This window comes from Leucobacter fengyongliangi (assembly GCF_050971685.1).
GTDB lineage: Bacteria > Actinomycetota > Actinomycetes > Actinomycetales > Microbacteriaceae > Leucobacter.
This window is the reverse complement of sequence record NZ_JBPCEU010000004.1, coordinates 150,231-173,470: the sequence shown is the minus strand read 5'-3', so window position 1 is coordinate 173,470 and position 23,240 is coordinate 150,231. Positions and strand designations below refer to the sequence as shown.

At 63.9% G+C, this 23,240-nt stretch carries 20 protein-coding genes; 14 read left to right on the top strand and 6 right to left on the bottom strand.

What is annotated here, in order from left to right:
- Nucleotides 1–79 precede the first annotated feature (79 nt).
- Together ACR0R4_RS04765 and ACR0R4_RS04760 are read left to right on the top strand one after the other, a co-directional pair.
- On the top strand, nucleotides 80–1,723 hold the full coding sequence (locus ACR0R4_RS04765) for an amidohydrolase (RefSeq protein ID WP_433646218.1): 1,644 nt from the start codon (nucleotides 80–82) through the stop codon (nucleotides 1,721–1,723).
- Between the two features lie 76 nt (nucleotides 1,724–1,799).
- The gene (locus tag ACR0R4_RS04760; RefSeq protein WP_433646217.1) at nucleotides 1,800–3,077 is read left to right on the top strand and encodes a M20 family metallo-hydrolase; all 1,278 of its coding nucleotides are present in this window, start codon (nucleotides 1,800–1,802) and stop codon (nucleotides 3,075–3,077) included.
- 250 nt (nucleotides 3,078–3,327) lie between these two features.
- On the opposite strand, the gene ACR0R4_RS04755 is transcribed toward ACR0R4_RS04760, so the two are convergent.
- Nucleotides 3,328–3,771: a MarR family winged helix-turn-helix transcriptional regulator gene (locus ACR0R4_RS04755; protein ID WP_433646216.1), complete on the bottom strand. Its 444-nt coding sequence runs from the start codon at nucleotides 3,769–3,771 to the stop codon at nucleotides 3,328–3,330.
- A gap of 46 nt (nucleotides 3,772–3,817) precedes the next feature.
- Between ACR0R4_RS04755 and ACR0R4_RS04750 the strand changes: the two genes are divergently transcribed.
- Both ACR0R4_RS04750 and ACR0R4_RS04745 read left to right on the top strand, forming a co-directional pair.
- Nucleotides 3,818–4,324 carry a DoxX family protein gene (locus ACR0R4_RS04750; protein WP_433646215.1) on the top strand — a complete coding sequence of 169 codons (507 nt, stop codon included), beginning with the start codon at nucleotides 3,818–3,820 and terminating at the stop codon, nucleotides 4,322–4,324.
- An 84-nt stretch (nucleotides 4,325–4,408) separates the two neighbouring features.
- Nucleotides 4,409–4,705, top strand: coding sequence for an EthD family reductase (locus tag ACR0R4_RS04745; protein WP_433646213.1), 297 nt, complete (start codon nucleotides 4,409–4,411; stop codon nucleotides 4,703–4,705).
- Nucleotides 4,706–4,961: 256 nt separating this feature from the next.
- Here ACR0R4_RS04745 and ACR0R4_RS04740 read toward each other — a convergent pair whose 3' ends face one another.
- The 3 genes from ACR0R4_RS04740 to ACR0R4_RS04730 all read right to left on the bottom strand — a co-directional run bounded on the left by ACR0R4_RS04740 (nucleotide 4,962) and on the right by ACR0R4_RS04730 (nucleotide 8,448).
- Complete coding sequence (locus tag ACR0R4_RS04740) at nucleotides 4,962–6,209, bottom strand: HipA domain-containing protein (protein WP_433646211.1); 1,248 nt, start codon at nucleotides 6,207–6,209, stop codon at nucleotides 4,962–4,964.
- A complete protein-coding gene (locus ACR0R4_RS04735; RefSeq protein WP_433646210.1) occupies nucleotides 6,206–6,829 on the bottom strand; it encodes a hypothetical protein in 624 nt (207 codons plus the stop codon). The genes ACR0R4_RS04740 and ACR0R4_RS04735 overlap by 4 nt, the downstream gene beginning before the upstream one ends.
- A 395-nt stretch (nucleotides 6,830–7,224) precedes the next feature.
- The gene (locus ACR0R4_RS04730; protein ID WP_433646208.1) at nucleotides 7,225–8,448 is read right to left on the bottom strand and encodes a DUF6880 family protein; all 1,224 of its coding nucleotides are present in this window, start codon (nucleotides 8,446–8,448) and stop codon (nucleotides 7,225–7,227) included.
- A gap of 320 nt (nucleotides 8,449–8,768) precedes the next feature.
- On the opposite strand from ACR0R4_RS04730, the gene ACR0R4_RS04725 reads away from it, so the two are divergent.
- Nucleotides 8,769–9,983: a Fic family protein gene (locus ACR0R4_RS04725; protein WP_433646207.1), complete on the top strand. Its 1,215-nt coding sequence runs from the start codon at nucleotides 8,769–8,771 to the stop codon at nucleotides 9,981–9,983.
- A gap of 507 nt (nucleotides 9,984–10,490) precedes the next feature.
- Here the strand turns inward: ACR0R4_RS04725 and ACR0R4_RS04720 are convergent.
- The gene (locus tag ACR0R4_RS04720) at nucleotides 10,491–10,718 is read right to left on the bottom strand and encodes a hypothetical protein (RefSeq protein WP_433646205.1); all 228 of its coding nucleotides are present in this window, start codon (nucleotides 10,716–10,718) and stop codon (nucleotides 10,491–10,493) included.
- A 178-nt stretch (nucleotides 10,719–10,896) separates the two neighbouring features.
- Between ACR0R4_RS04720 and ACR0R4_RS04715 the strand changes: the two genes are divergently transcribed.
- The 4 genes from ACR0R4_RS04715 to ACR0R4_RS04700 all read left to right on the top strand — a co-directional run bounded on the left by ACR0R4_RS04715 (nucleotide 10,897) and on the right by ACR0R4_RS04700 (nucleotide 16,457).
- Nucleotides 10,897–12,729, top strand: coding sequence for a gamma-glutamyltransferase (locus tag ACR0R4_RS04715; RefSeq protein WP_433646204.1), 1,833 nt, complete (start codon nucleotides 10,897–10,899; stop codon nucleotides 12,727–12,729).
- Between the two features lie 221 nt (nucleotides 12,730–12,950).
- On the top strand, nucleotides 12,951–14,225 hold the full coding sequence (gene dctP / locus ACR0R4_RS04710; protein ID WP_433646203.1) for a TRAP transporter substrate-binding protein DctP: 1,275 nt from the start codon (nucleotides 12,951–12,953) through the stop codon (nucleotides 14,223–14,225).
- Between the two features lie 178 nt (nucleotides 14,226–14,403).
- Entirely contained in the window at nucleotides 14,404–14,964 is a 561-nt protein-coding gene (locus ACR0R4_RS04705; RefSeq protein WP_433646202.1) for a TRAP transporter small permease subunit, read from the top strand.
- Nucleotides 14,961–16,457: a TRAP transporter large permease gene (locus ACR0R4_RS04700; protein ID WP_433646201.1), complete on the top strand. Its 1,497-nt coding sequence runs from the start codon at nucleotides 14,961–14,963 to the stop codon at nucleotides 16,455–16,457. The genes ACR0R4_RS04705 and ACR0R4_RS04700 overlap by 4 nt, the downstream gene beginning before the upstream one ends.
- Nucleotides 16,458–16,464: 7 nt before the next feature.
- On the opposite strand, the gene ACR0R4_RS04695 is transcribed toward ACR0R4_RS04700, so the two are convergent.
- The gene (locus ACR0R4_RS04695; RefSeq protein ID WP_433646200.1) at nucleotides 16,465–17,517 is read right to left on the bottom strand and encodes a LacI family DNA-binding transcriptional regulator; all 1,053 of its coding nucleotides are present in this window, start codon (nucleotides 17,515–17,517) and stop codon (nucleotides 16,465–16,467) included.
- Nucleotides 17,518–17,622: 105 nt separating this feature from the next.
- Between ACR0R4_RS04695 and ACR0R4_RS04690 the strand changes: the two genes are divergently transcribed.
- The 5 genes from ACR0R4_RS04690 to ACR0R4_RS04670 all read left to right on the top strand — a co-directional run bounded on the left by ACR0R4_RS04690 (nucleotide 17,623) and on the right by ACR0R4_RS04670 (nucleotide 23,214).
- Nucleotides 17,623–18,417: a carbon-nitrogen hydrolase family protein gene (locus ACR0R4_RS04690; RefSeq protein WP_433646199.1), complete on the top strand. Its 795-nt coding sequence runs from the start codon at nucleotides 17,623–17,625 to the stop codon at nucleotides 18,415–18,417.
- A 672-nt stretch (nucleotides 18,418–19,089) separates the two neighbouring features.
- Entirely contained in the window at nucleotides 19,090–19,989 is a 900-nt protein-coding gene (locus ACR0R4_RS04685; RefSeq protein WP_433646240.1) for an ABC transporter substrate-binding protein, read from the top strand.
- 21 nt (nucleotides 19,990–20,010) lie between these two features.
- Nucleotides 20,011–20,823, top strand: coding sequence for an ABC transporter ATP-binding protein (locus ACR0R4_RS04680; RefSeq protein WP_433646198.1), 813 nt, complete (start codon nucleotides 20,011–20,013; stop codon nucleotides 20,821–20,823).
- Nucleotides 20,823–21,656 carry an ABC transporter permease gene (locus ACR0R4_RS04675; protein WP_433646197.1) on the top strand — a complete coding sequence of 278 codons (834 nt, stop codon included), beginning with the start codon at nucleotides 20,823–20,825 and terminating at the stop codon, nucleotides 21,654–21,656. Before ACR0R4_RS04680 ends, ACR0R4_RS04675 begins: the two co-directional genes overlap by 1 nt.
- A 61-nt stretch (nucleotides 21,657–21,717) precedes the next feature.
- Nucleotides 21,718–23,214, top strand: coding sequence for an aldehyde dehydrogenase family protein (locus ACR0R4_RS04670; RefSeq protein ID WP_433646195.1), 1,497 nt, complete (start codon nucleotides 21,718–21,720; stop codon nucleotides 23,212–23,214).
- Nucleotides 23,215–23,240: the final 26 nt, after the last annotated feature.

Sequence of the window (23,240 nt, the reverse complement as noted above, 5' to 3'; positions counted from 1 at the left end):
CGAGTGGCGATCTGGCGATTGCACGGTCGTGGTTGCCGGAGTTTGATGGGAAGGCAGACCCAGCAGCGAAGGAGCACGCATGCGTATCGACCTCATCATTGAACGAGGGCGCATTTGGACGGGCGACACGTCGCGTCCGCGAGCGAGCAAGATAGGCATTTGGAACGGCCTGATCGTCGGCCTCGACGAACAGCTCGATGGCGTCACCGCCGAGGTCAACCTCGACGCGCAGGGCGCCTTCATCGCTCCTGGCTTCAACGATGTCCACGCCCACACGGTGTGGTTCGGGCAGACCCTGCTCGAACTCGACCTGTCTGGCACCGGCACGAGCGACGAGCTGATCCGCCGCATTCACGAGTACGCGCGCACCGTGCCAGCGGGTGCGTGGGTGATCGGATCGAACTTCAACCCGCTGGGGATCTCTACCGAGCTACCTACCAGGGACGCGCTCGACGCGGCGACCGGCGGGCGCCCCCTCTGGCTCAAGCACTCGTCGGGCCACGCATATACCCTCAACGGCATAGCTCTCGCAGAGGTCGGCATCGCCGATTACCCGACCGAACAGATTGAGGGCGGGCAGGTTGTCATCGACGCGCAGGGCCGCGCCACCGGCCTGATCGAAGAGAACGCCCAGCAGCTGGTGCAGCGGCACTTGCTGCCCGACTCGCGCGTCGACATCGTGCACGCCCTGCACGTCGCTACCCAGCAGTATGTGCGTGAAGGGCTGACCTCGGTCACCGACGCGGGCATCGCGGGCGGGTGGATCGGGCACAGCCCGCAAGAACTCGGCGCCTATCAGCAGGCACGCCAGCAGGGCAAGCTGCTCACGCGCATGCAGCCCATGATCACGCTCGATGCCCTGCACGCTGTGCCGGGCCACGCGAGCGATCCGACCGCGGCCACGCTCGACGCGGGCATGCGCACAGGCCTGGGTGACGAGTGGTTGCAGGTGGGGCCCGTCAAGGTGTTCACCGACGGCTCGTTGCTCGGATCCACCGCGGCGATGACCGAAGACTATGCCGCGTGCCCCGGCAATCACGGCTACCTTCTTGGCGACCCGGGCGAGGTGCGCGAGAAAGTGCTGCGCGCGGCCGCCGCGGGCTGGTCGCTCGCACTGCACGCGATCGGCGACCGGGCCGTCGACTTCGCGATCGATACCATCGTCGAAGCGCAGAGCCGGTTCGGCAGGCCCCGCATTCCGAACCGAATCGAGCACGGGGGAGTGGTGCGCGATGATCAGATCGTGCAGCTTGCGGCGCACGGCATCGTGCTGGTGCCGCAGCCCTTCTTTATTCCGACCTTCGGCGACGGCATGGCCGCGAAACTCGGCCCTGAGCGCACGCACCTGTCGTATCCGGCGGCGCGAGTGCTGAACGCGGGGGCGGTGCTGCCCGGCAGCTCCGACCGGCCAGTCGCCCCGGGCGCACCGCTCGCGGTCATGCAGGCGTTCGTCGAGCGCCTCACTGAGACCGGCAAGCCCTACGGGCCGAGCGAGCGGATCACCGCCGAGCAGGCGCTGCGCGCCTACACTCGCGGATCGGCCGAGGCCACCGGGTGGGCGCACCGTAAGGGTGTGCTCGCGCCGGGCATGCTCGCCGATCTCGTGGTGCTCGGCGAAGACCTCACCGAGGTGCCGAGCGACCGCATCGCGCAGATCGAGGTCGTCGCAACCCTCGTCGGCGGGCAGCTGCGCCACGGCGGCCTGGATTCGCTTACGCACTAGGCAGTCGCACATATCAAGCGCCGCAAGCGCGATCCGCACGAACCCGATCCACTGAGCAAGAACCAGAGGTGTCACGATGACCGAGAACATGACCACCCCCGCGGCAGACCAGAACGCCACCACCGGCACAGAGTTCCTGCGGGATTTCGCCGAGATGTCGAGCTTCGGCGCGACCGACCGCGGCGGAGTGCACCGCGAGGCGGCGACCGATGCCGACCATCAGACGCGCGCGTGGTTTGCTGCGTGGCTCGAGCGCAACGGTTTCGAAGTGACCCGAGACGAGGTCGGCAACCAGTTCGGCCTGGTTGAGCTGGTGCCCGGCGCTCCCTACCTGCTCGTCGGCTCGCACCTCGATTCACAGCCCATGGCCGGCCGCTTCGACGGGGCGTACGGCGTGCTCGCTGCCGCGCATGCCGCTCGCGATGCCCGCACCCGCGCCGAGCGGGGCGAGATCCACCCTCTGTTCAACCTCGCGGTCGTGAACTGGTTCAACGAAGAGGGCAGCCGGTTCACCCCGAGCATGATGGGCTCCTCGGTGTACACCGGCAAGATGGCCGCCGCAGATTCGCTTTCCACAGTGGATCGCGCCGGCATCTCCGTGGCCGACGCACTGGCGCAAGGCGAGGTCGGGCGCCTCGCCGAGGCCCCAGCGGCAGCGGCGTATGCCGAGATCCACATCGAACAGGGGCGCACGCTCGAGAACGGTGGGCACACCATCGGCCTGGTCGATCGCACGTGGGCCGCGAGCAAGTATCGCATCGTGGTGCACGGCGAGCAGGGGCATACGGGGTCGACCATCATGGCCGACCGCAAGGATGCGCTGTTCGGGGCGGCGCTGCTGATCGTCGCCGCGCGCGAACTCACCGAAGTCTTCGACGAGGGGTTGCTGCACTCCTCGGTGGCGGAGCTGTCGCTCGAGCCGAACTCGCCGGTGACGCTCGCGCGCGAGGTCGTGATGAACCTCGACCTGCGCTCGCCCGATGAGAGCGTGTTGGCGCGAGCGAACGAGATCCTGGTGGAGAAGATCGCCGAGATCGAGGCGCGGGCGCGCGTGACGATCGAGCGCCATCTCACCCACCAGTGGGGCCTGTCGCCCTACCAACCTGAGGGTGTGGATCTCGCGCGTGCCGCGGCGGCTGAGCTGGGGCTTTCGCACACCGAGATCATGACGGTCGCGGGGCACGACTCGACGAATATGAAAGACATCGTGCCGACCGTGATGCTCTTCATTCCGAGCATCGAGGGCATCTCGCACAACGAACTCGAGAACTCAAGCGACGCCGACAGTGTTGCGGGCGTGGCGATGCTCAGCGAGGTCGTGGCCCGGCTGCTGCGCGGCGACCTCGCGGGCTGAGGGGTACGCCGGGGGCACCCGCCTTTGGAGATGCTCCGCCCGTGCGCCTGTTCGTGCGCCTGATCTGCCGTGCGCCTCCCTGTGCCTCGGAGATCAGCACAATCCAGGACCCAAAGCGCGACTTCCGTTCGAGATTGTGCAGATCTCCGAGCCTGCAGCTGTGCCCCCTCCGCCTCGTCCCGCGCCTACGACCTCAACCCTCGATCTCGATCTCGACCCAAGCCGCGACCTCAACCCTTGCCCGGCCGCGCTACCCTGCAGCCCGCTCCTGAATCAGCCCGGTCAGGCGGGTGGCCATGTCGCGCAGCTCGGTGACCTCAGCCTCGGGCATGTCGAGGTGCTCGACTATCGCACAGTGGATCTGCTCCGCCACTGCGCGCAGCTCCTTTCCCGCCGCGGTGAGCTGCACCACCACGCGGCGCCCATCGCGTTCAGGCCGCGATCGCGTCACGTATCCGTTGGTTTCGAGGCGCGTCAGGAGGGGGGAGAGCGTGCCCGAATCGAGGTGTAGTTCGGTGCCGAGTTCGCTCACGGTGAGCCCGTCGTTTTCCCAGAGCGCAAGCATCACGAGGTACTGCGGAAACGTCAGCTGCGTCTCGGCGAGCGCCTCGCGGTAGGCGGTAGCGGTGGCGCGAGCGGCCGTGTAGAGCGCGAAGCACAGTTGGTTTCGCAGGTGCAGGTCAGCCGTTTCCATTCAATAAGTATTGTGCACAACTTAATTGCGCACAATACTTAGAGGCATGCCTGAGCAACCGATCCCGCCCAAACCCGCGCCACTCGACGAGCCAGAAGCCCGTGCCCGCGAGGCTTCGCGCGGGGGTGGATCAGGCGGCGTAGTCCGCACCATCGCCCGAGCTCTGCTCGGTGTCTCGCTCCTGTTCGCTGGAATCGGTCACCTCACCGCTCTGCGCGCGGAGTTTCAGGCGCAGGTGCCGACCTGGTTGCCGCTCGATCCCGACTTCGTGGTGGTGGCATCGGGGGTCGTCGAGATTCTCCTCGGGGCCGCACTGCTCTTCGCGCCGCGGGTCGCCCGCCCCATCGTCGGGCTGATCGTCGCGGCGTTCTTTGTCGCAATTTTCCCCGGCAACGTCTCGCAGTACATCGAGGGAGTCGACGCGTTTGGTCTCAGTACAGATGCGGCCCGGCTCGGCCGCCTGTTCTTCCAGCCGGTGCTCGTGGTCTGGGCGCTGTGGTCGACGGGTGCGTGGCGCTGGCTGCGATCGGGCAGATTCTCCCGCTCGCGGTAGGCTGCCGCACAGCGCACACCGCACACCACGCGCCGAACCCCGAACACCGAACCTCGCAGACATCTACAACCTCGGAGGCCACGCATGCACGATGTCATCGTCACCTACAGTTCCATTCCCGATCGCGCCGCATTCTCCGCGTATTACCGCGGCACGCACGCGCCGTTGGTGCGCGCCATGCCCGAGCTCGAGGAGTTCGCCTGGGGCTTCGTTTCCGATGCGGGCGAAGACGACCCGAAACTCATCGCGCGATTGACCTTCCCTTCGCGCGACGCGGCGGATCGGTCATTCGCCTCGGATGCGGGCCTTGCCACGGTCAATGACGTGGCGAACTTCGCGACCGAGGGCGTCGCCGTGGTGCACGTGCCGCGGGAGCAGTAACGACACCCACGGGCTGAGCGGGTCTGCTCGCCGCGCCCACTCTGCTGGTGCGCCCCGCGGGCTCTGCTGGTGCGCAGCGCTTGTGAGCACCGCTGGCACGCTGACCCCGGTCGGAGAGTTGACTCTAGCGGTCGGGTCAGATGTGGTGGATCGACCCGACCCTACTCATATCCCCGACCCCAGTGGTGCGGGCAAGGCGCAGGGCGAGGGGCGACACGCGTTAGAACGCCAGCCGCCTACAGCCCGCCGCACACGCCTAACGCCGGGCGACGATCCGCTCGTTGTAGCGCTTGATTTCTGCGATTGCCGCCTCGCGCGTGGAAAGTCCGATGTGACCGAACGCTTCATCCACGTGTTCCAGAATTCCCCGAGAAGCCTCGGTGACAATCGCAAGCACGCGATCTGTGTCGAGGCCGGTGTCGTCTGCGAACTGCTTCCAGCGGCTGGTGTCAAGCCTCACGAGTTGTTCCTCGTCCCCGATAGACATCGAGAGCGCCTGCGCATACTGAGGGTAAAACCCCATGGGCACCACGTCATACAGCGGTGACAACCCGACTGACCCGTCGGGGGCGTGCAAGAACGAGTAGTTCTTCCCGTGCGCATCTGCGTTCTTCACACCGGTGTTGAACGCGAGTTGCTGCACGAAGTCATACGCGACTTCGTCAGCCCCGCGCGAACGCAGGAGTTCAACGATTTCGTCTGCACCGAGGTGGTATTTGAAATCGACTTCCTTCCCGTGAGCTTGCACGGCATCCTCAGCGTGGAGCCTCACGGGAAGACCGGATTCATCAACCACCCGGTCGAACCTCTGTGTCATGAAAGAGGTGTGACCGTTGAACTCGGCCACCTCGGCGACCGCGGCAGTGACTCCTGCGAGCTCAGCAAGGCGCAGTGCGGCAGTTTCAAGTTGCTCGAGACCCGGGTGTGCCGGTGATTCGGGCTTCAGGATGTGCGTTGAGGGTGTGCCGGCATCAGGCCAGAACCATTCACCGTCGACATTCGCGAGAGCGAACTTCGCTTGCACACCTGCGAGCGAGAAACGGATCGGCCAGTCGCCTGCGATGAGGCCCCCCGTGGGGATCCCCGTAGCCTTGATGGTCTGAATGCGGCCCGAGATCGCGTTGGTCCTCGCGATGAGGGGTGGATCAATCCATTCACTGGGGGACTCTCCCTCAGGCATGAGCTGTATCGCACCAGCGACGTCACCGCCGACGTGCCGAAGAAGCTCGAAATCATCAGCGGATCGGGCACCTGTCTGGGTGCGCAGCAGTTCCTTCGCCGCCTCCGTTTCGGGAAGCAGGTTCGACAAGAAGTTCCTGGCAGCGCTCTTCTCATGTGGCCTGTCGCGGGGGAGGCTCAGTGACACCACCTGCTCGTCGCTGCCAGATTGCGGCGAATCGGCATAGGCGAATTCGACAGTCGCGAGGTAGCGGCGCTCAAATCGACCGATGTGCCGACCGTTCAGGAAGCACTCCAACACCTCAATGCCCACCTCGGCGCTCACCTCGGCACCGCCCCCGGCTTCAGCCCCGCGGTACGAAGGATCCGAGCCGTTCGGCCGTAATTCTTCAGGCGACCTCGGCTTAACAACTGCTTCACGTCTTCCGTGGTGGCACCCGCACGCTCAGCGAGCGTATCTGCACGGAGTTGATTCACTTGCATGGCATCACGCAGACGTTTCTTCAACAGCTTGGGGTCCCTAAGATCATCCGCATCAACCTCGGCCAGCACGAGCTTCAGGTAGTCGTCTCGACCAAGTTGTGCCGCCCGCAGAATTGCGCGTAGGTGGGCCCGGGCAGGCCGCTCAGGGGTGCGCCCGGCCCACTGCGCAAGCAGCGCTGCCGGATGTTCTGAAGCGCGGAGCCCGCGGAGACGTTCCGCAGCGCGTTGTTTTCGGACCCCTGTCACGGAGTCTAGATTCATATCTGCGATCACGGCGAGCAAATCGTTGAGGGACTGTGCCGACAACGGTCTGTGCGTGAACCGAGGGGGCGACGCTTCCGTATCGATCTCCCAGGCTCGCCCGGTTCGCCGAGCGGCAATCTTCCCTGCCCGAGCGAGTTCGCGGGCACGTTGCTCAGAGATACCCTCCGCAGTGGCGTATTCGGCGATAGTCAGTGGCATAACACAAGGCTTTCGTGGTATGCCGCGAAAGTCAAGTGTTATGTGCTTGGTTTGCCTCTCAGCACCGGCTGGGGTACCCCCCTCAGAACCGGCTGAGGCATCCCCATGGTGCGTCGGGGGAACGTCGCCCCCGCGCGGCCGTAGCCTCGGAGATCCACACAATCCAGGACCCAAATAGCAAATTCCGCCCAAAATTATGCATATCTCCGAGCCGGCGGATGCAGAACCTCGTGCGCACCCGAGCCGCACCACGCACCCGGCCCCGACCCGCACCCGACCCTGTACTCGGTCCCGACCCGCACTCCGCACCCACCCCGCGCCCCTGCACTCGACCCTGCACTCGACCCTGCGCCCGACCCCGACCCCGACCCCGACGCCAGCAATGCGGCCACCGCTTACGGCAACAGTGCCCGGTCGACCTCCTGCAGCATTCGGGGTCGACGCCGGTACGTGTCGCGCAGCCCCGCGATGAACGCGTCGATCTCTGCGGCTTTGCCACTGCGGGCGGCGAGCGTGCGCATGTGCGCGAGGCTACGCGCCGCGTATCGGTAATTGCGCACGTTCGTTTCCACGAGCAGCTGATCCACTAATCGCTGGTGGATCGCCAAGGCCGCACCCGGGTCGATCGTTTCGTAGGCGCTTGCGAGTTTGTGCCACACATCGTCGTTGGTGAGATTCAGGTCGTGTGCGAGCTGCCATGCGAGGCCTGGGTCGCGCAGCGTGTCGAGGGTGAACGTGACTGCCTCGGCGGGGTGCGCTGAGAGCGTGTCGGTGACTTCGGCTGCGAGCGACGGCCAGGCTTCGGCTGCGAGGGTGTGGAGGCGGGTCGCGGTAGAAGAAGACGGCCACTTGCGAAACGCCGTGAGTCGCGCGTTCAGGAGTTCGGCGGGGCGGTGCTCCGCGAGAAGCTCGCACCAGTACTCGGCGGCGTGCTGCGATTGGTGCCCGGGGCCGAAATCTGTGGCCTGCTGCGCCCAGTCGATGGCGAGGTCGAACTCGTTGATCTCTGCGAATGCTTCTGCCGTGTCTTGCAGCCAGGCGGCGACGCGACGGTCTCGCGCGTGGGTGCGAATGATTGCTTCGATGTCGCGGTCGAGTACGGCGAGTCGCCGATCATTCCAGTCGAGCACCCAGCGCGCGTGAGACGACGGATCTCGCCAGGTGTCTGCATCTGGCTTCGGGGGGAGCGCCGCACGAATCTCGTCGAGACGCGCTCGGTAGGTGCGTAAACCGGGTTCCCCGAGGGCCGGCGCGTAGGCGACGGGGTCGAGCTCGAAGAAGTCGACTTCTCCGTCGAACTGAAACTTCATCATCCACTTCACCAGTTTCGCCGGCGGCACGTGCGCGTCTGCGGCGACCCATGGGTGCAGCTCGAGCAGGCGTCGGCAGGCATCGTCGATGACACCGCTCGAGTCGTCGGCCCGAGCGATCACCTTGATGGCACTGGCGAGAGCCTGATGGGTGACTGTGTAGGCCTCCGCCGGGTCGACGGTGTGGAGTTCGCTTTCGAGCAGGTCGATCGCGTCGTGCATGGTCGAGCCGTGAGCGTTGGCCGCGCTCCACCGGTGCAGATCGGCGCGGGTGCGGATCAGCGGCAGCACCTCTTCGGCAAGTGACATCACTCTCCCATTATTCGCCATTGCCCGGTGGGGTGCGTTCGCCCTGGTTGGGTGTGTGACCCCGGTCGGACATGTGAGTTCAGTCGGATCAGATGGGGTAGATCGATCCGACCCTGCTCATATGCCCGGCGGCAGCGTATGACCCACGCGTGCGGCGCGAGCCCATGACCCGAGCGGGCGGCCTGAGCGCACCAGAACCCGCCGCCCAGGAGGCCAACGTGCCTTGATCTCGGGTGTGGGAGGGCACAACCACCAAAATTTCCAGGTTAAATTCGTGTTTATTTTCTTAATCACCAATTAGGCGCTGTAGAATCGTGATTGTGAGCGACGAGAGCGCGGGGCTAGGCTGGCCACCGCACGGTGTCGAGAAACTGCCGTGGCAGCAGCAAGTGCGCGGTGGCACGCGAGAGGATCGGATGCTCCGTTCCGTCCACGCAACGATCCCGCCGTTAATCGAGAAGCTCGACTACATGCCGCCGCTTCCCGTGATACTCACGAGTGAGAAGGCGCTCCTCGCCGTTGCTCAGGCGGACACCGCAGCTCAGGGGCACTCCGCAGCGCTTAGTCGATTTATGGTGCGATCGGAGTCGGCTGCTTCGTCAAAAATCGAGCGCATCACCGCATCCGAGAGAGAATACGCACGGGCGATTGCTGGCAACAGAGGGAACGCGTCTGCGACGAGCATGGTTGCCGCCTCGGTCGCGCTGCACGAACTCATCACCACAGTCGGAGCGCAGGGGAGGTTCGAGCTGGAGTACCTCACCGGCGCTCACCGCGCTCTGATGGCAGATGACCCAGAGGATTCCGATTACGCCGGTCGGCTGCGCGACATGCAGAATTGGATCGGCGGGAGCGACCACTCTCCCCGCGACGCGCTTCACATTCCCCCGGCACCCGATCGCGTCGACTCGTTGATGGCCGACCTCATCGCCTACCTCAACCGCGACGACGTGCCCGTGATGGTGCAGGCCGCGATCGGCCATGCCCAGTTCGAGTCGATCCACGCCTTCACCGACGGCAACGGTCGCATTGGTCGGGCCCTCGTCTCTGCGGTGCTGCGACGTCGTGGCGTGACTCGCTACGCTGTCGTTCCGCTCGCAAGTGGTCTCCTTGCGTGCCGCGACGAGTACTTCGCGTCGCTTGGCTCGTATCGGCTCGGCGATCCAGCCCCGCTTATCGATCTCTTCGCGCGCTCTGCGCGGGTGGCGGCCGAATGCTCACGCGACACCATCGGGCGGCTGCAGGCGATGCCCGACCAGTGGGCGGCAGAGCTGAGGCCGCGCGCCAGATCGGCAACGGCCGCACTCATCGGCGCCTTCACCGACCACCCGGTCATGGGTGCCGACGAAATCGAAGCTCACTCCGGCTCGGCCACCTCACAGGCGTACCGGGCCATCGACCGGCTCGTCGACGCCGGCCTCATCGAAGAGATCACCGGCCGTAAGAAGAACCGCGTCTGGGCTGCCTCCGAGGTGATGGCTGAACTCGACGATCTCGACCGTCGCATCCAGGCGGCCATGCGCACAGCAGAGTAAGCGCGCACTATCGCCACCGGCAGCGTGGGTGTCACTCTGGCCCCGCAACCCGCTTCCGCGGAGCAAGTTTTTGCCTTGGTCGAGGGTATGGCTCTGGTCTGGTGAGCAGGGCGGATCGACCAGACAGCCCCAGCCTCTCCGCAACGCCGTGCCTTCAACCGGCAGTTTCACGCAAATCATGCCTTCCGCGCGAGATTTGGCCGGTTGGAGATCGTTTTGCAGGGTGAAGGCGCCCGGCTGCGGATCTTGCCCACCACCCTGACCTCTGTTGCCCGGTCCGAGAGTTGACACTGGCCCGTCGTATCGTCCGGAAGGCTGCCAGTTTCTGAGAGCAAATGCCCGCAGCATCAGCAGGGAAACTGGCATTCCTTTGCGATGAGTGAAAGTCCAGGAGGTTCGCGTCAGAGCGAATCCAAATGCTCGAAACCCTACGGCCTCCCATCCCGCGGTACCCCACCCGGCACCAACACAGATGCCCCCGACCCGAAGGTCGAGGGCATCTGGCGATCAGCGAGGACTAGCTCGTCGCGACGAAGACATCGTCGGCAAACATGCCTCGGCGGTCACCGAGGTTCCCTCCTCGACGGTCTCGACCACAGCGGTCACCGAGGTTCCCTCCTCGACGGTCTCGACCACAGCGGTGACCGAGGTTCCCTCCCCGACGGTCTCGACCACAGCGGCAGTGAACGCCCCGGCGATGAGAGCGCGTCTCGGGCGGGCTAACATAGACTGCACAGCATCAAAACGTTTCGATGATCGAGTTTCGCTCGATGGCGACGGACTCAACGGTGCCACACACGGGTGACAACGATAGAGCCAACAGCCCACAGCCGAAGCCCGAAGCCCAGGGCCCAGGGCCCACAGCCGAAGCAAAGCCCACAGTCCACAACAACGCAACGGAGGAGGAGCCGGTATGCCCACACTGACCCACGACAGCGGGTCGATCCCCGTATCGACCCGCACGAGTGACCGCGGCACGGTCGTCGGGGCGCGCGACGCGAGCGTGCGCGCCGGCCTCGAGATGTATGAGCTGGGTGGCAACGCCGTCGACGCCGCAGTCGCGGCCGCTCTCGTCGCCGGCGTGATCGAGCCGACAGAAACCACGCTGGCCGGCTCGGGTTTCATCCTCATTCGTCTCCCGAGCGGCGAGCTCGTGTCGGTCGACGCTGGCCCGCTCGCCCCGAGCGCCGCACACCCCGAGATGTTTGAGATCGACACCCAAGCCGCCTCGTCGGCCGTGCTCGGGCTCGCCCCGGTGGTCGACAACGCGAACGTCTCGGGGCCCCGCGCCTCGGGGGTGCCGCGCACGCTGCTCGCGCTGACCGAGGCCCACGAGCGGTTCGGCGCCCTGCCGCGGGCCACGGTGTTCGCGCCCGCGATCCGCGCCGCCGCTGAAGGGTTCGCCGCAGACACGTGGTTTGTGGTGAATGCGTTGCAAGATCTCGCACTGTTGCAGCGCGACCCTGGCTGTGCAGAGACGTTTCTCGAGGGGGGTCTGCCGAAGGGCAGCTCAAGCGCCACCGCGTATGGCCTCTCGATCGATCAGCCCCCGATGGTCGCGCAGCCGCGTCTGGCGCGCACGCTGGAGGTGGTGGCGGCCCAAGGGCCCCAGGCGCTCACCACGGGCGAGATCGCCGGGCAGCTCGCGCAGACCTTCACCGAGTACGGCATGGTGCTCGGTGCGCCCGACTTGCTGCGCGCGGTGCCCCGCATCGAGACGCCGCGCACCATGAGCTTCCGTGACGCCACGGTCGCGGTGCCGAGGGCGCCGGGCGGCGGCCTCACCGTGCTGCAGGCGCTGAATGTCTGGCAGCACCTCGTGCCCGCCACGCAACGCCTTACCCGTGCTGAGCGGGTGCGATCCACTTCGCGGGTGCTTCGGCACGCATTTGCGGATCGCTACCACTGGCTCGCCGACCCCGAACACCGGCCCGTGCCAGTCGAGGGGCTCTTGAGCGCGGGGTATGCCGAGTTCGTGGCGCAGCTGTGCGCGACCGAGTCATGGAACCCGCGGGCGCTGCCCACGGAACCCTGGACCCATTTCGCCGACGTCGCGCTGCATGACCCGTGGCCGTTCGAACCGGCGGATCGCGCCACGCCGCCGCAGTGGGGGAGTCGGGGCGCGACCGAGCCCACCTCGGGCACCACCCATGTCTCGGCAGCCGACCGCGCCGGGTTCGTCGTGTCGATCACGCACACGGCGGCGAATCACTTTGGGTCAGCGGTGCTTTGCCCGCGCACCGGGCTGTTGTTTGACTCGGCGATGGCGTGGTTTAACGCAAAGCCGGGGGCCGCGAACAGCATCACTGCGGGCGGGCGCCCGGTCGCGAACATGGCCCCGGCGCTCGTGACGCACCCCGACGGCACCGCGATCGCGCTTGGGGCATCGGGTGGGCGGCGCATCATTAGTGCGATGTTCCACCTCGTGCGCGAGCTCGTCGAAGGTGACGGCGAGAGCGAGAGCGAGAGCGAGAGCGAAGGCCAGCGCCATGACGCGGGCAGCGCCGCAGCCCAGCGCAAGCTTGCACGCGCTCTCGCAACACCGCGCCTCGACGCGAGCGGGCGCCGCGTGGTGCTGCACGAACGCGAAGCCGACCTGGCTGACGAGATTCCCGAACTCGACGCGCTCGTGATCGCGCAGCAGTCGCTCCCGTTTGAGCTTGACTTCGCCCGGGCCAACCTCGCCGCGACGCTGCCGCAAGACGGCGTAGTGTCGGCGATCGAGACACGCGCGTACGGGCTGTGAGCGGGCTTGGAGTGGCCGATCCACTATCGATCTGCCGTCGATGCGCGCCAGTATCAAGAGTTGGTAACGCTCAGAATTGCTACTTGCGGGACAGGCGATCAACGCGTAACGTGTGAACGTCAAAACGTTTTGATGAATGATGCGGAACGGGTCGTGAGGCTCACGCCGCTCACACACAACGTTGACAGCACACGCCGATTGATCCAATCGAAGGAGATGGAATGGCTCAGATGAACACCCCCAGGCGCCACCGGGGAACGATGGTCGGCGCGGTCGGCCTCACCGCCGCGCTCGCACTGACCGCATGCTCGGGCGGCGGATCCGGTGACACTGCCGACGGCGGCGCAAGCGGCGCCCTGGCAGACATGGATCCTGTGACCCTCGTGGTGCAGTCGCCATACGGCCCGAATCACTTCATGTCTGAAATGTGGGTCGACTATGCGGCCGCGGTCGAGGAGCGCTCAGAGGGCGCGATCACCTTCGACATCTCCTTCTCTTCGGCACTGAGCCCCGTGGCCGAGCAAGAGGCGGCGCTGCGCGACGGCCTGCTCGACATGGCATGGTCGATGCCCGCCTACAACCCCACCGCGCTGCCGGTGAACGCGCTGGTTACCGAGACCGCGTTCCTCACCGAGCAGACCCCGGTCGTGTCGCAGCTGCAGGGCTACGGCTCGTCGCAGTTCGGTATGGAGAGCGAAGAGCTGCAGGCCGAGATCGAAAGCGCCGGCATCGTTTCGCTGCTCACCATGGTGCAGCAGATGCCCAACAACCCGCTGCTGTGCAAGGGTGAGCCGGTGCAGAGCCTCGACGACTTCGCCGGCAAGCGCATTCGCGTGCCGGGTGCCGGCTGGGCGACAGAGGTTGAGGCGCTGGGCGCGACGCCGGTGAACCTGGTGCAGGCCGAGGTCTACGAAGCCATGGAGCGTGGCGTCATCGACTGCGCCGTGCAGTCGCCGGGTAACAGCATGGAGATGGGCCTCTTCGACGTCGCCGACTACTTCGTCGTCGACACCCAGGTGAACTTCCAGGGCTGGAACGGCACGCACATCACGATCGCCGAGCGCGTCTGGAACGAGTTGCCGGTCGAAGCCCAGCAGATTCTGTGGGACGAGGCGGGCGAGACCCTGCTGCGCAGCATGATTGACCGCAGCATGGCGGCGGTCGCCGAAGAGCTGCGCCTGGCCGCAACTCAGGTCGAGATCATCGAGTACGAAGATGACGTGCGCGAGGCGCTCACCGCGCAGCGCGAGAAGACGCTGGCCGATGTTGACGTGCGCGCAACGGGCCTTCTGGGCGAGGGTCAGACCCTGTTCCAGGATTACGCTGCGACGCAGGCCGACTGGCTGAAGATCGTCACCGAAGATCTCGGGTACTCGGATGCCGAAAACACGACCTGGCTCGAGTGGGCTGAGTCGTACGAAGAAAACCCGACCGACATCGACGCCTTCATCGAGGCTTACATGGAGCGGGTCATGAACCCGAACCGCCCGCAGTAGCTCACGCAGATAGGGTGGGGCGTCGGGCCAAATTGTGGCCCGGCCCCCACCGTTTCTGATCAGGTGGATCGCCCAGGCGCCCGGGTGCCGCACCCACCCGCGGCAGCACCGGGCATTGAGCACCTTCACCCCGCACCACTCCCCCGGTCAAGCCGACCCCGTCACCAAGGGAACCCTCATGTCCACTCCACCTGTGGCCGATGTCGCCACTCCCGGCGAGCACCGCCCGCCGACGCGGCGAAGCGTGCTCGACCGTGTGACAAGCTTCTTCGGCGTGCTCGGAGGCATTGGCGTGCTGGCGCTCATGGCGCACGTCGTAATTGATGTTGCGATGCGCTACCTGTTCAACCAGCCCGCACCGGCGACGCTTGAGGTGTCGCAGTTCTGGTACATGCCAATCATCGTATTTCTCGGCCTCGCGATGGCCGAGCGCACCGATCAACACATCTCGGCCCCCATCGTCTACGACCGGTTGCGCCCGCAGTTGAAGCTCGAGTTCACCATCGTCGGCACGGTGCTGTCGGTCGCGTTGCTGCTCGGCATGGCGTGGTTCGGTCTCGAAGAGGCGATGACGTTGATGCAGCAGGGTGCAATCGGCATCGGCAGCGGGGTGCCGATTTGGCAGCCTCGCTTCCTCGTTCCGTTGGGCTGCACGCTGTTCGCAGTCGAGCTGATTTCCCGTCTGGTGCACCGCATTCGCGAGTACCGCACCGCTTCGCGAGAGGATCACACCGCATGACGGTCACAGAAACGCTTGGGGTCACGCGCTCCGAGAAGAAGCTGCAAGACGCGCCGTACTTCCGCTCGTGGCCGGTGCGCATCGCGCTGTATGGCGTCGCGCTCGGCACCGTCTTCTTCATGTTCTTCGGCGACGTGAGCGCGCCAGCTCTCGGCGGGCTCGCGGCACTGTTCATGCTCTGCCTCCTCTTCATGAACGTGCACATCGGTGTGGCTATGGGGGTCGCCGGGGCCCTGGCGCTGTTCTTGCTGCGTGGATCGGGAGTCGTCGAGGGCGCACTGCGCACCTTGCCCTTCGGCACGACTGCGGTGTGGAGCTACACGGTACTGCCGATGTTCATCTTCATGGGGCTGTTGCTGTGGCGATCCGGCATTACCGAACGCATCTATGCCGCGGCGACGAACTGGCTGTCGTGGATGCCCGGCGGCCTCGCCGTGGGCACGAACTTCGCCGGTGCCGGCATGAGCGCTATCACGGGGTCGACGGTCGCCACTGTGGCCGCGCTCGGCCGCATCGGCCTGCCCGAGATGCTCAAGCGCAACTACGATCCGCGCCTCGCCACCGGTTCGGTGATTATCGCGGGCACCGGCGGGCAGCTGATTCCGCCGAGCATCTACATGGTGATTTACGCGGGCATCGCCTCGGTGCCCGTCGGCCCGCAGCTTATGGCGGGCCTCGTGCCCGGGGTGTTGCTCGCGGTGCTCTACGCGTTCGTCATCATCGGTCTGGTGCTGGCGATGCCGCACCTGGTCGGGCGCCGCCGCGGCGAGGGGTTCGGCGACACCGGCATCACCTGGCGCGATCGCTGGCAGTCGCTCGCGCGGGTGTGGCCGCTGCCGCTGCTCATCATCGTCATGTTCGGTGGCATGTACTCGGGGTTCTTCACGACCACCGAGGCGGGCGCGTTCGGCGCGTTTGGTGCGCTGCTACTCACCTTTCTGTACCTGAAGCCGCGCAAGGCGACGCACGCGGTGGGGCAGTCGCTGAAAGACACCGTGGGGTCGACGGCTGGCATCTTCTTCCTGTTCTTCGGGGCGATGATCTTCAACCGCGCCCTCGTCGTGAGCGGAGTCACCGGGGTCGTCACCGACGCTATCGAGGCGATGGGGCTGAACGCGGTGGGCTTCCTGCTCATGCTGATCTTGATGTACCTCATTCTCGGCATGGTGCTCGATCCGCTCACCATGATGCTCATCTCGGTGCCGCTGCTCATGCCGTCGCTTGAAACCTTTGGCATCAGCCTGGTGTTCTTCGGCGTCTTCGTGGTGTTCTTGGGCGAGCTGGCGGTGATGACACCGCCGGTGGGCATGATGGTGTTCATTCTCTTCAAGCTCGCGCAGCTCAAAGACGTGAACCTGGGTCGCCGGGTCACCCTTGGTCAGGTGTTCATGGGTGCGGCGTGGTTCCTGCCGATCTCGGTGGGGCTGCTTATCTTCATGGTGTTCTTCCCCGAGATCGCCACCTGGCTGCCGAGCCTGATGGCGGAAGAGTAGACCGAAGCTACGCCGCGGCCGGCCGCAGATTGGTCGGCTGCGGTAGCGAGGTGCGCCAGAGAATCTCGGGGCTAATCGTTACCGGAGTCGCCGGCGGCGCCGCCCCATCCGAGAGCGCGATGGCGAGGCGCACGGCCTCGGCGCCGGCGTCTTCCATGCACAGGTCGAGCGAGGTGATGGGCGGCTGCGAGGCGCGCGTGCGCTCACTGTCGGTGAGGGTCGCGAGCGCCAGATCTTCGGGCACGCGAATGCCGAGTTCTTGGGCCACGAGCAGCACGCCGTGGGCGAAGGTGCTGGGGCCGGTGAGAATCGCGTCGGGCCGATCTTCGCGGGCGAACAGATCGCGCGCGATGCGGATCGACCCCTCGATGCCTTCCCCCTCGTACACCTCGTGGTGATCCGCCGCGAGGCCCTGTTCTGCACACCAGGCGAGATATTCGGCGACACCGTCGCGGTTCCAGGCGTTGTCTTCGGTGCCCGAAATGTAGCTGATGCGACGGCGCCCCTCGGCGAGAAACGCGTCGAGATAGGCGCGTGGGGCCAGGGTGTGGTCGATGTTCACGGCCCACGGCAAATCGGCATGCGTCGGGTCGGTGTCGATCATCACGAGCGGCACCCCGCGCGAGCGCAGTTTGGCGACGACCTGGTCGTTTCGATACGGGTGGGCGACGATGCACACATCCATGGGCACGCTAATTGAGGTGGGGTCGAGCACGTCGGGCACGTGGATCAGCCCGCGCCCCTGCTCGAGCGCGTGTGTGGCGATCGAACCGAGCAGGCGCTGGAAGGTTTCGGTGCCGCGTATGGTGCCGTGAATGGCATCTTTGGGGCGCACGATCAGCCCGATGATGCCGGCCTTTGCGGTGCGGAGGTTCTTCGCCGATGGGTTGGCCTGGTAGCGCAGCTTTTCTGCCGCGAGCTTCACCCGCTCGACGGTGGCATCTGAGATGGGTCGGCTGCCCGAGAAGACGTGCGAGACGGTGCTGATCGAAACCCCGGCGAGCTCGGCGACATCACGTATGGTCGCTCGTTTGTGCGGCGTTGCACGATTCTGGGGCATGGTTCTCCTTGCCAGACATACTCCGATGAGAGTAGTGTAGTTCACACGGTATCAAAACGTTTTGACAGTGGGGCACGGCGGCACCCGCGTCATCGGAGGGAAATCATGCGCATCGCACTCTGCCAGTTCACGGCGGGCACCGACAAGGCCGACAACCTCGCACGCATTCTCGCATGGGTGCGCGAGGCGGCATCGCAGCAGGCAGAGCTGCTCATCCTCCCCGAGTACGCCATGTACATGCCCGAAGAGTCGACGCCCGCCATTCGCGAGGCCGCTGAGAACCTTGATGGAGAGTTCGTCACTGCCCTGCGCGACGCTGCGCGCGAACACGGCATCGCGATCATTTGCAACGTCTTTGAGACGAGCCACGAGAGCCGGCCCTTCAACACCTCGGTAGTGATCGATTCAGCGGGTGAGGTAATCGGCACCTACCGCAAGGTGCACCTCTACGACGCGTTCGGGTACCAGGAATCGGCGAACCTGCTCGCATCCGACGCCCCCGACCCGCTCGTGGTGCAGATCGGCGGCTTCAACGTTGGGGTGCTGATTTGCTACGACTTGCGCTTCCCCGAGTGGGCGCGCGCCTACATCGACCGCGGTGCCGACCTGCTGGTGTACTCGGCGGGCTGGCCTCCCGGTCCGCGCAAAGAAGACCACTGGAAGACGATGCTGCGCAGCCGGGCGATCGAAAATACGAGCTACGTGGCCGGTGTGGTGCAGGGGCCGCCGCTCGCGACGGGCGGATCGATGCTCATCGACCCCATGGGTGGCATCACGGGCGAGTTGACGCTCGAAGACGGACTGATCGTGCGTGACATCTCGGCGGATCACGTGACCCGCGTGCGGAGGCTGAATCCCAGCCTCGCCAACCGGGTCTTCCCTACGGTCAGGCGGTTCTGACCGAGGTGGGCGACGCGTCTCAGGTCGCCTGGGGTCCCGCGATTCCCCACAAGATTCGGTCGCATTACACCTTGTGTTCGCGCCCGGCCGCGAGCCGGTTGAAGCTCTGGGAGCTAGCGAAGCGAATTTCCAAGGACTGAAGTTGGCGCCGACGGGCTTTCCTCTGGGTCTATGGCAAAAGGAGACTTGCAGCGAATTCATCGAGTTGCTGCGGTGTAGTTCTGGTCGTCGTGCAGGCTTGTCTACAAGCGTGCTTCTTGCGCCGGCAGGCCCGCCGTCGACAGGTGCCCCGAGGTCTGCGCCGATCTAGGAAATTCACTGACTAGTCGATTTCCGTGAAATGAAACCATTTCGTGCGCCCTCAATGAGGCATGCGCTCGCGATCGGAGCATCACGCTCGATCGCCAATATTTCGCGAATGTAAACCTTTTCATTTCTTTGCCCCGGGAGCTTGACTTTGCTTTCGGTGCGACGCTAGCCTACATGTACACGATTACATTTTCTGTTGCTCACCATCAAAGGAGATACAAAATGCGCAACCTACGATCGGCGTCAACACGCCGGGTCCTCACCGCTGGAGCAATCCTTGCGACAGCTACCATGCTGGCCTCTTGCTCCACGAGCGCAGCCCCTGACGCGGATACCAATACAGAAGGGGCCGTTTTGCAGGATGTGCGGCTCTCACTTGACTGGAGCACATATGTTCCCTACCACGCTCCATTTGCGGTCGCCGCGGAGCAGGGCCTGTGGGAGAAATACGGTCTAACTGTTTCTGAGACACTCCCAGGCGGCTCCGGCGATGCGGTGCTCGAGGTAGGAACTGGAAAAACGGATATCGCTTGGGCGGATCTCTCAACAGCGGCTGCGTCGATGCTTCAAGAGGTTCCGATTACCGCAGTGGCCAAGGTTCAGGAAAAAAATGCGAGTGGGCTGACTGTTCTTGCGGGCACCACCCTCGAATCCGCCGACGATGCAAAGGGACTCCGGATTGGCTCGACCCCCGGCGGGTCGGACTCCACGCTTCTTGGAGCATTCTTGAAGGCGAATGGGATTGGCGAGAGCGACGTTCAGGTCGTAAGCCTCCCAGCAAACGGTAAGTTCGCGGCACTGATGACAGGAGAAGTTGACGCAATCAGTGGACAGGTCTACTTCTACGTTTCTAACGCGATCGCTGAAGGTAAGGATGCTTCAGGCATGTCCTTCTCCGACATGGGCCTTGAAGTTCTTGACCACGGCTTCGTAGCCAACAACGACTTTTTGGATTCGACTCCTGAGGCAATCACCAGTTTCTTGGCAGCGTACCGCGAGGCGCTGGAGATCACGGTAAGTGATCCCGCCGCGGCGTGCGAGATACTAACTGCGAAATCCGACGGGGCGGTGCTACAGGATTCGTGCGAAACACAGTTGGACTTGTGGCTCCCGCTGGTTACTGCGCCCGAGTCGAGTGATTGGGGTACAAGCAGCGAAGAGGACTGGGATACCACTGTCGACACCCTTGTCGAATATGGCGGCGCGACGGGGACCCGAGCGGCAAACACCATGTTCACCAACGACTTGCTGCCTACAGAATAGCTCCCGCGAGGAACAAAGCTGATGATGAATCCGATCGAGATCACCTGCGAGAACCTCTCAAAGAGGTATGCCACGCGAAAGGAAGAGGTGGTCGCACTTGAAGATGTTACCCTGCAGGTCCAGCCGGGTGAGTTTGTCTCTCTGCTTGGCCCCAGTGGCTGCGGCAAGACAACGCTCCTCCGATTGATCGGTGGTCTCGAGACACCGACTGACGGGCTGCTTTTGGTCGATGGGGCTGAGGTGAAAGATTCCCATCCGGAACTGGGCGTTGTGTTCCAGACTGATCTCCTCATGCCATGGCGAACAGTGCTCGACAATGTGCTCTTGCAGGCCGATGTTCGGAAGCAGCGAAACTCCGAAATCAAGGAGCGAGCCAGATCACTACTTGAGCAAGTTGGTTTAACCGATTTCATCGACAGCTTCCCGCATCAGCTCTCGGGCGGGATGAAGCAGCGCGTCGGCATTTGTCGAGCACTGCTTCATCGCCCCAGACTTCTATTGATGGACGAGCCCTTCGCTGCTCTTGACGCGATGACGAGAGACCAACTCTCACTTGACCTCTCAGCGCTCGCTGCGACTACAGGCACAACGATTGTCTTCGTCACGCACTCCATCCCCGAGGCGGTGTTTCTTTCAGACCGCATCTATGTGATGTCAGCTCGGCCAGGGAGGGTCGTCGCAGATATCGGTATATCCCTGCCGCAGCCCAGGCAACTCAGGCATAGAACGGAACCCGAGTTTCTCGAGAAGGTCGCTGAAGTGACACAGGAGTTCGAATCGCTAGGGGTCTTTCAGGGACCTGGCGTCAGTAGTGGACTAGGAGCGGACTCGTGATGAGTGCAGTGAATGATCGAACCGTTGCCGTACGGACTCGGCAGTTGTCGGCGAAGAAGTCGGCTTTCGGGACGTCGAGCCTTTTGAGACAGGCACCTTGGATAGCTCCGGTCTCGACCTTGGTGATACTCATAGTGCTCTGGGAAGTCACCGTTAAGCTCGCTGAAATCCCCAGCTTCCTTCTACCCGCACCTAGCGCCGTTTGGAACTCTCTCATTGAAAACTGGGACCTTCTCATGCGTCACGCGGGAGTCACACTCATTGAGACGCTCATTGGCTTCATCTTGAGTGTCCTCATTGGAATCGCGCTGGCAGTAGTCATGGTGATGTGGCCTCTCGCGGGTGCTGCTGTCTTCCCCATCCTTGTTGCATCGCAGGTCATACCTAAGGTCGCAATCGCCCCACTGATGGTTGTGTGGATCGGAACAGGCATCACGACGTCTGCGCTGATCGCATTTGTAATGGCCTTCTTCCCGGTGGTCGTGAATGCGACCCTCGGCATGAAATCCGTGAATAGTGCCTCGGTGGACCTACTCACGTCGATGCGCGCTTCGAAATGGCAAGTGTTCCGCTATCTTCGGTTCCCCAATGCAACGCCACATATCCTCTCGGGCATGCAACTCGCTGTTGCCTTCGCTATTGTCGGGGCGATTGTTGGCGAATTCGTCGGAAGCGATTCTGGACTTGGATACCTCCTGATTGTGACTCAGGGCAACCTTCGTACTGACCTGCTCTTTGCCGCGCTCGTCATTCTTACCGCGCTTGGCTTGCTGCTCTACTACGGGGTAGAGCTCATCGGCAAACTCATCCTCCGCCGCCGTCGTTCTATCTAATTAAACATGGCTGCCGGGGGCAGGCTTCGAACAGCACACACTCAATCTTGAGGAAGACAGAATGAAGAAGATCGTCGAACGACTCACTACTCGAACTTTTCACTCCTGCATCAATGGTCTAGCAGTAGAAGGGAATGAGTCTCAATCCCTGATCAGCCCCTTCAACGGCGAGGCCTGGGGCCATGTGACTTGGAGTCTCGAACAGGTCGATCTCGCGGTGGATTCCGCTGCGCAGGCCGTGAGATCGAGCGAGTGGCTTGATCTGACAAGACAACAACGAGCCGACGTGCTCGATCAGATTGGGCGAGGGGTAGAGGCCCATGTAGAAGAAATCGCGTCACTTGAGACTCTCGCCAACGGCAAGCCGCTGAAGTCGACGATGGCTGAAGTGCTCGTGAGTGTGCGCTGGTGGCAGTATTACGCCTCCTTGCTGCGCACCCAGCGCGATGAAGAAATCGAGCTTTCCGCAGCAAAGAGCGGACGAATCCGGCATGAGTCCGTCGGCGTCGTTGCACTCATCACGCCCTTTAACGGAGCTTTCTCTCTAGGCACATGGAAGTTGGCTCCGGCACTCGCAGCCGGGAACGTAGTGATCCTGAAGCCGCCGCTAAACTCGCCCGGTTCCAGCCTAATGCTGCAGAAGATCGTGCTCGAGGCAGGGGTTCCGGCTGAGTGCTTTCAGGTGCTCCAGGGTGGCGCTGACGTCGGCACTCAGTTGATCGCAGATTCTCGCGTCAACATGGTGTCATTCACCGGAAGCACTGCAGCAGCCAAACGTATCGGTGCAGTAGTGACCGGCCGACTTGCGCGATTCGTGGCAGAGGCCGGTGGAAAGTCTGCGCATATTGTCTTCGATGACGCCAACCTCAGTAACGCGGTGACAGCGGTGGTGCAGGGCGCATTCTCGGGCACAGGGCAGACTTGCGTCGCCGGATCCCGCGTGCTCGTGCATCGCGACGTTTCAGCAGAGTTCGTCTCGCTGCTGCTAGAACGGATCGCGAGGCTTCGGCTCGGCGATCCTCTCTCCGCTGAAACTCACCTGGGACCCATAGCCACTGCAGAGCAGTACGAGCGGATTCGTGAACTCGTGCGGGACGCAACGTCTGAGGGTGCGAGGGTGCTTGCTGGCGGGACAGAACCACCAGCAATGCCGGATAACCTCGCGTCGGGATACTGGCTGCAGCCAACGGTGCTGTCAGTCGAACACAACACCAATATCATCTGCCGCACCGAAGTATTCGGCCCCGTCCTCACGATTCAGGAATTCGGTACTGAATCTGAAGCGCTGAGCATTGCCAATGACTCGGAGTTCGGGTTGGCTGCTGGCTTCTGGACCGCTGACATGCGACGGGCGCACCAGATGTCGCGCGGTCTGCAAGCCGGCACTGTATGGGTAAATACTTATCGCGGTATGGACTGGCAGACCCCTTTTGGTGGCTACAAGCTGTCGGGGTTAGGGCGTGAAAACGGTGTTGAGGGGCTGCGCGAGTTTCAGCAGGTGAAAGCCGTTATCCAGGAGTTCGGTGCCACGACGGATCCATTTGAAATCGTCAGCTAATTCATCAGACAAGCGAGAAAGACTTG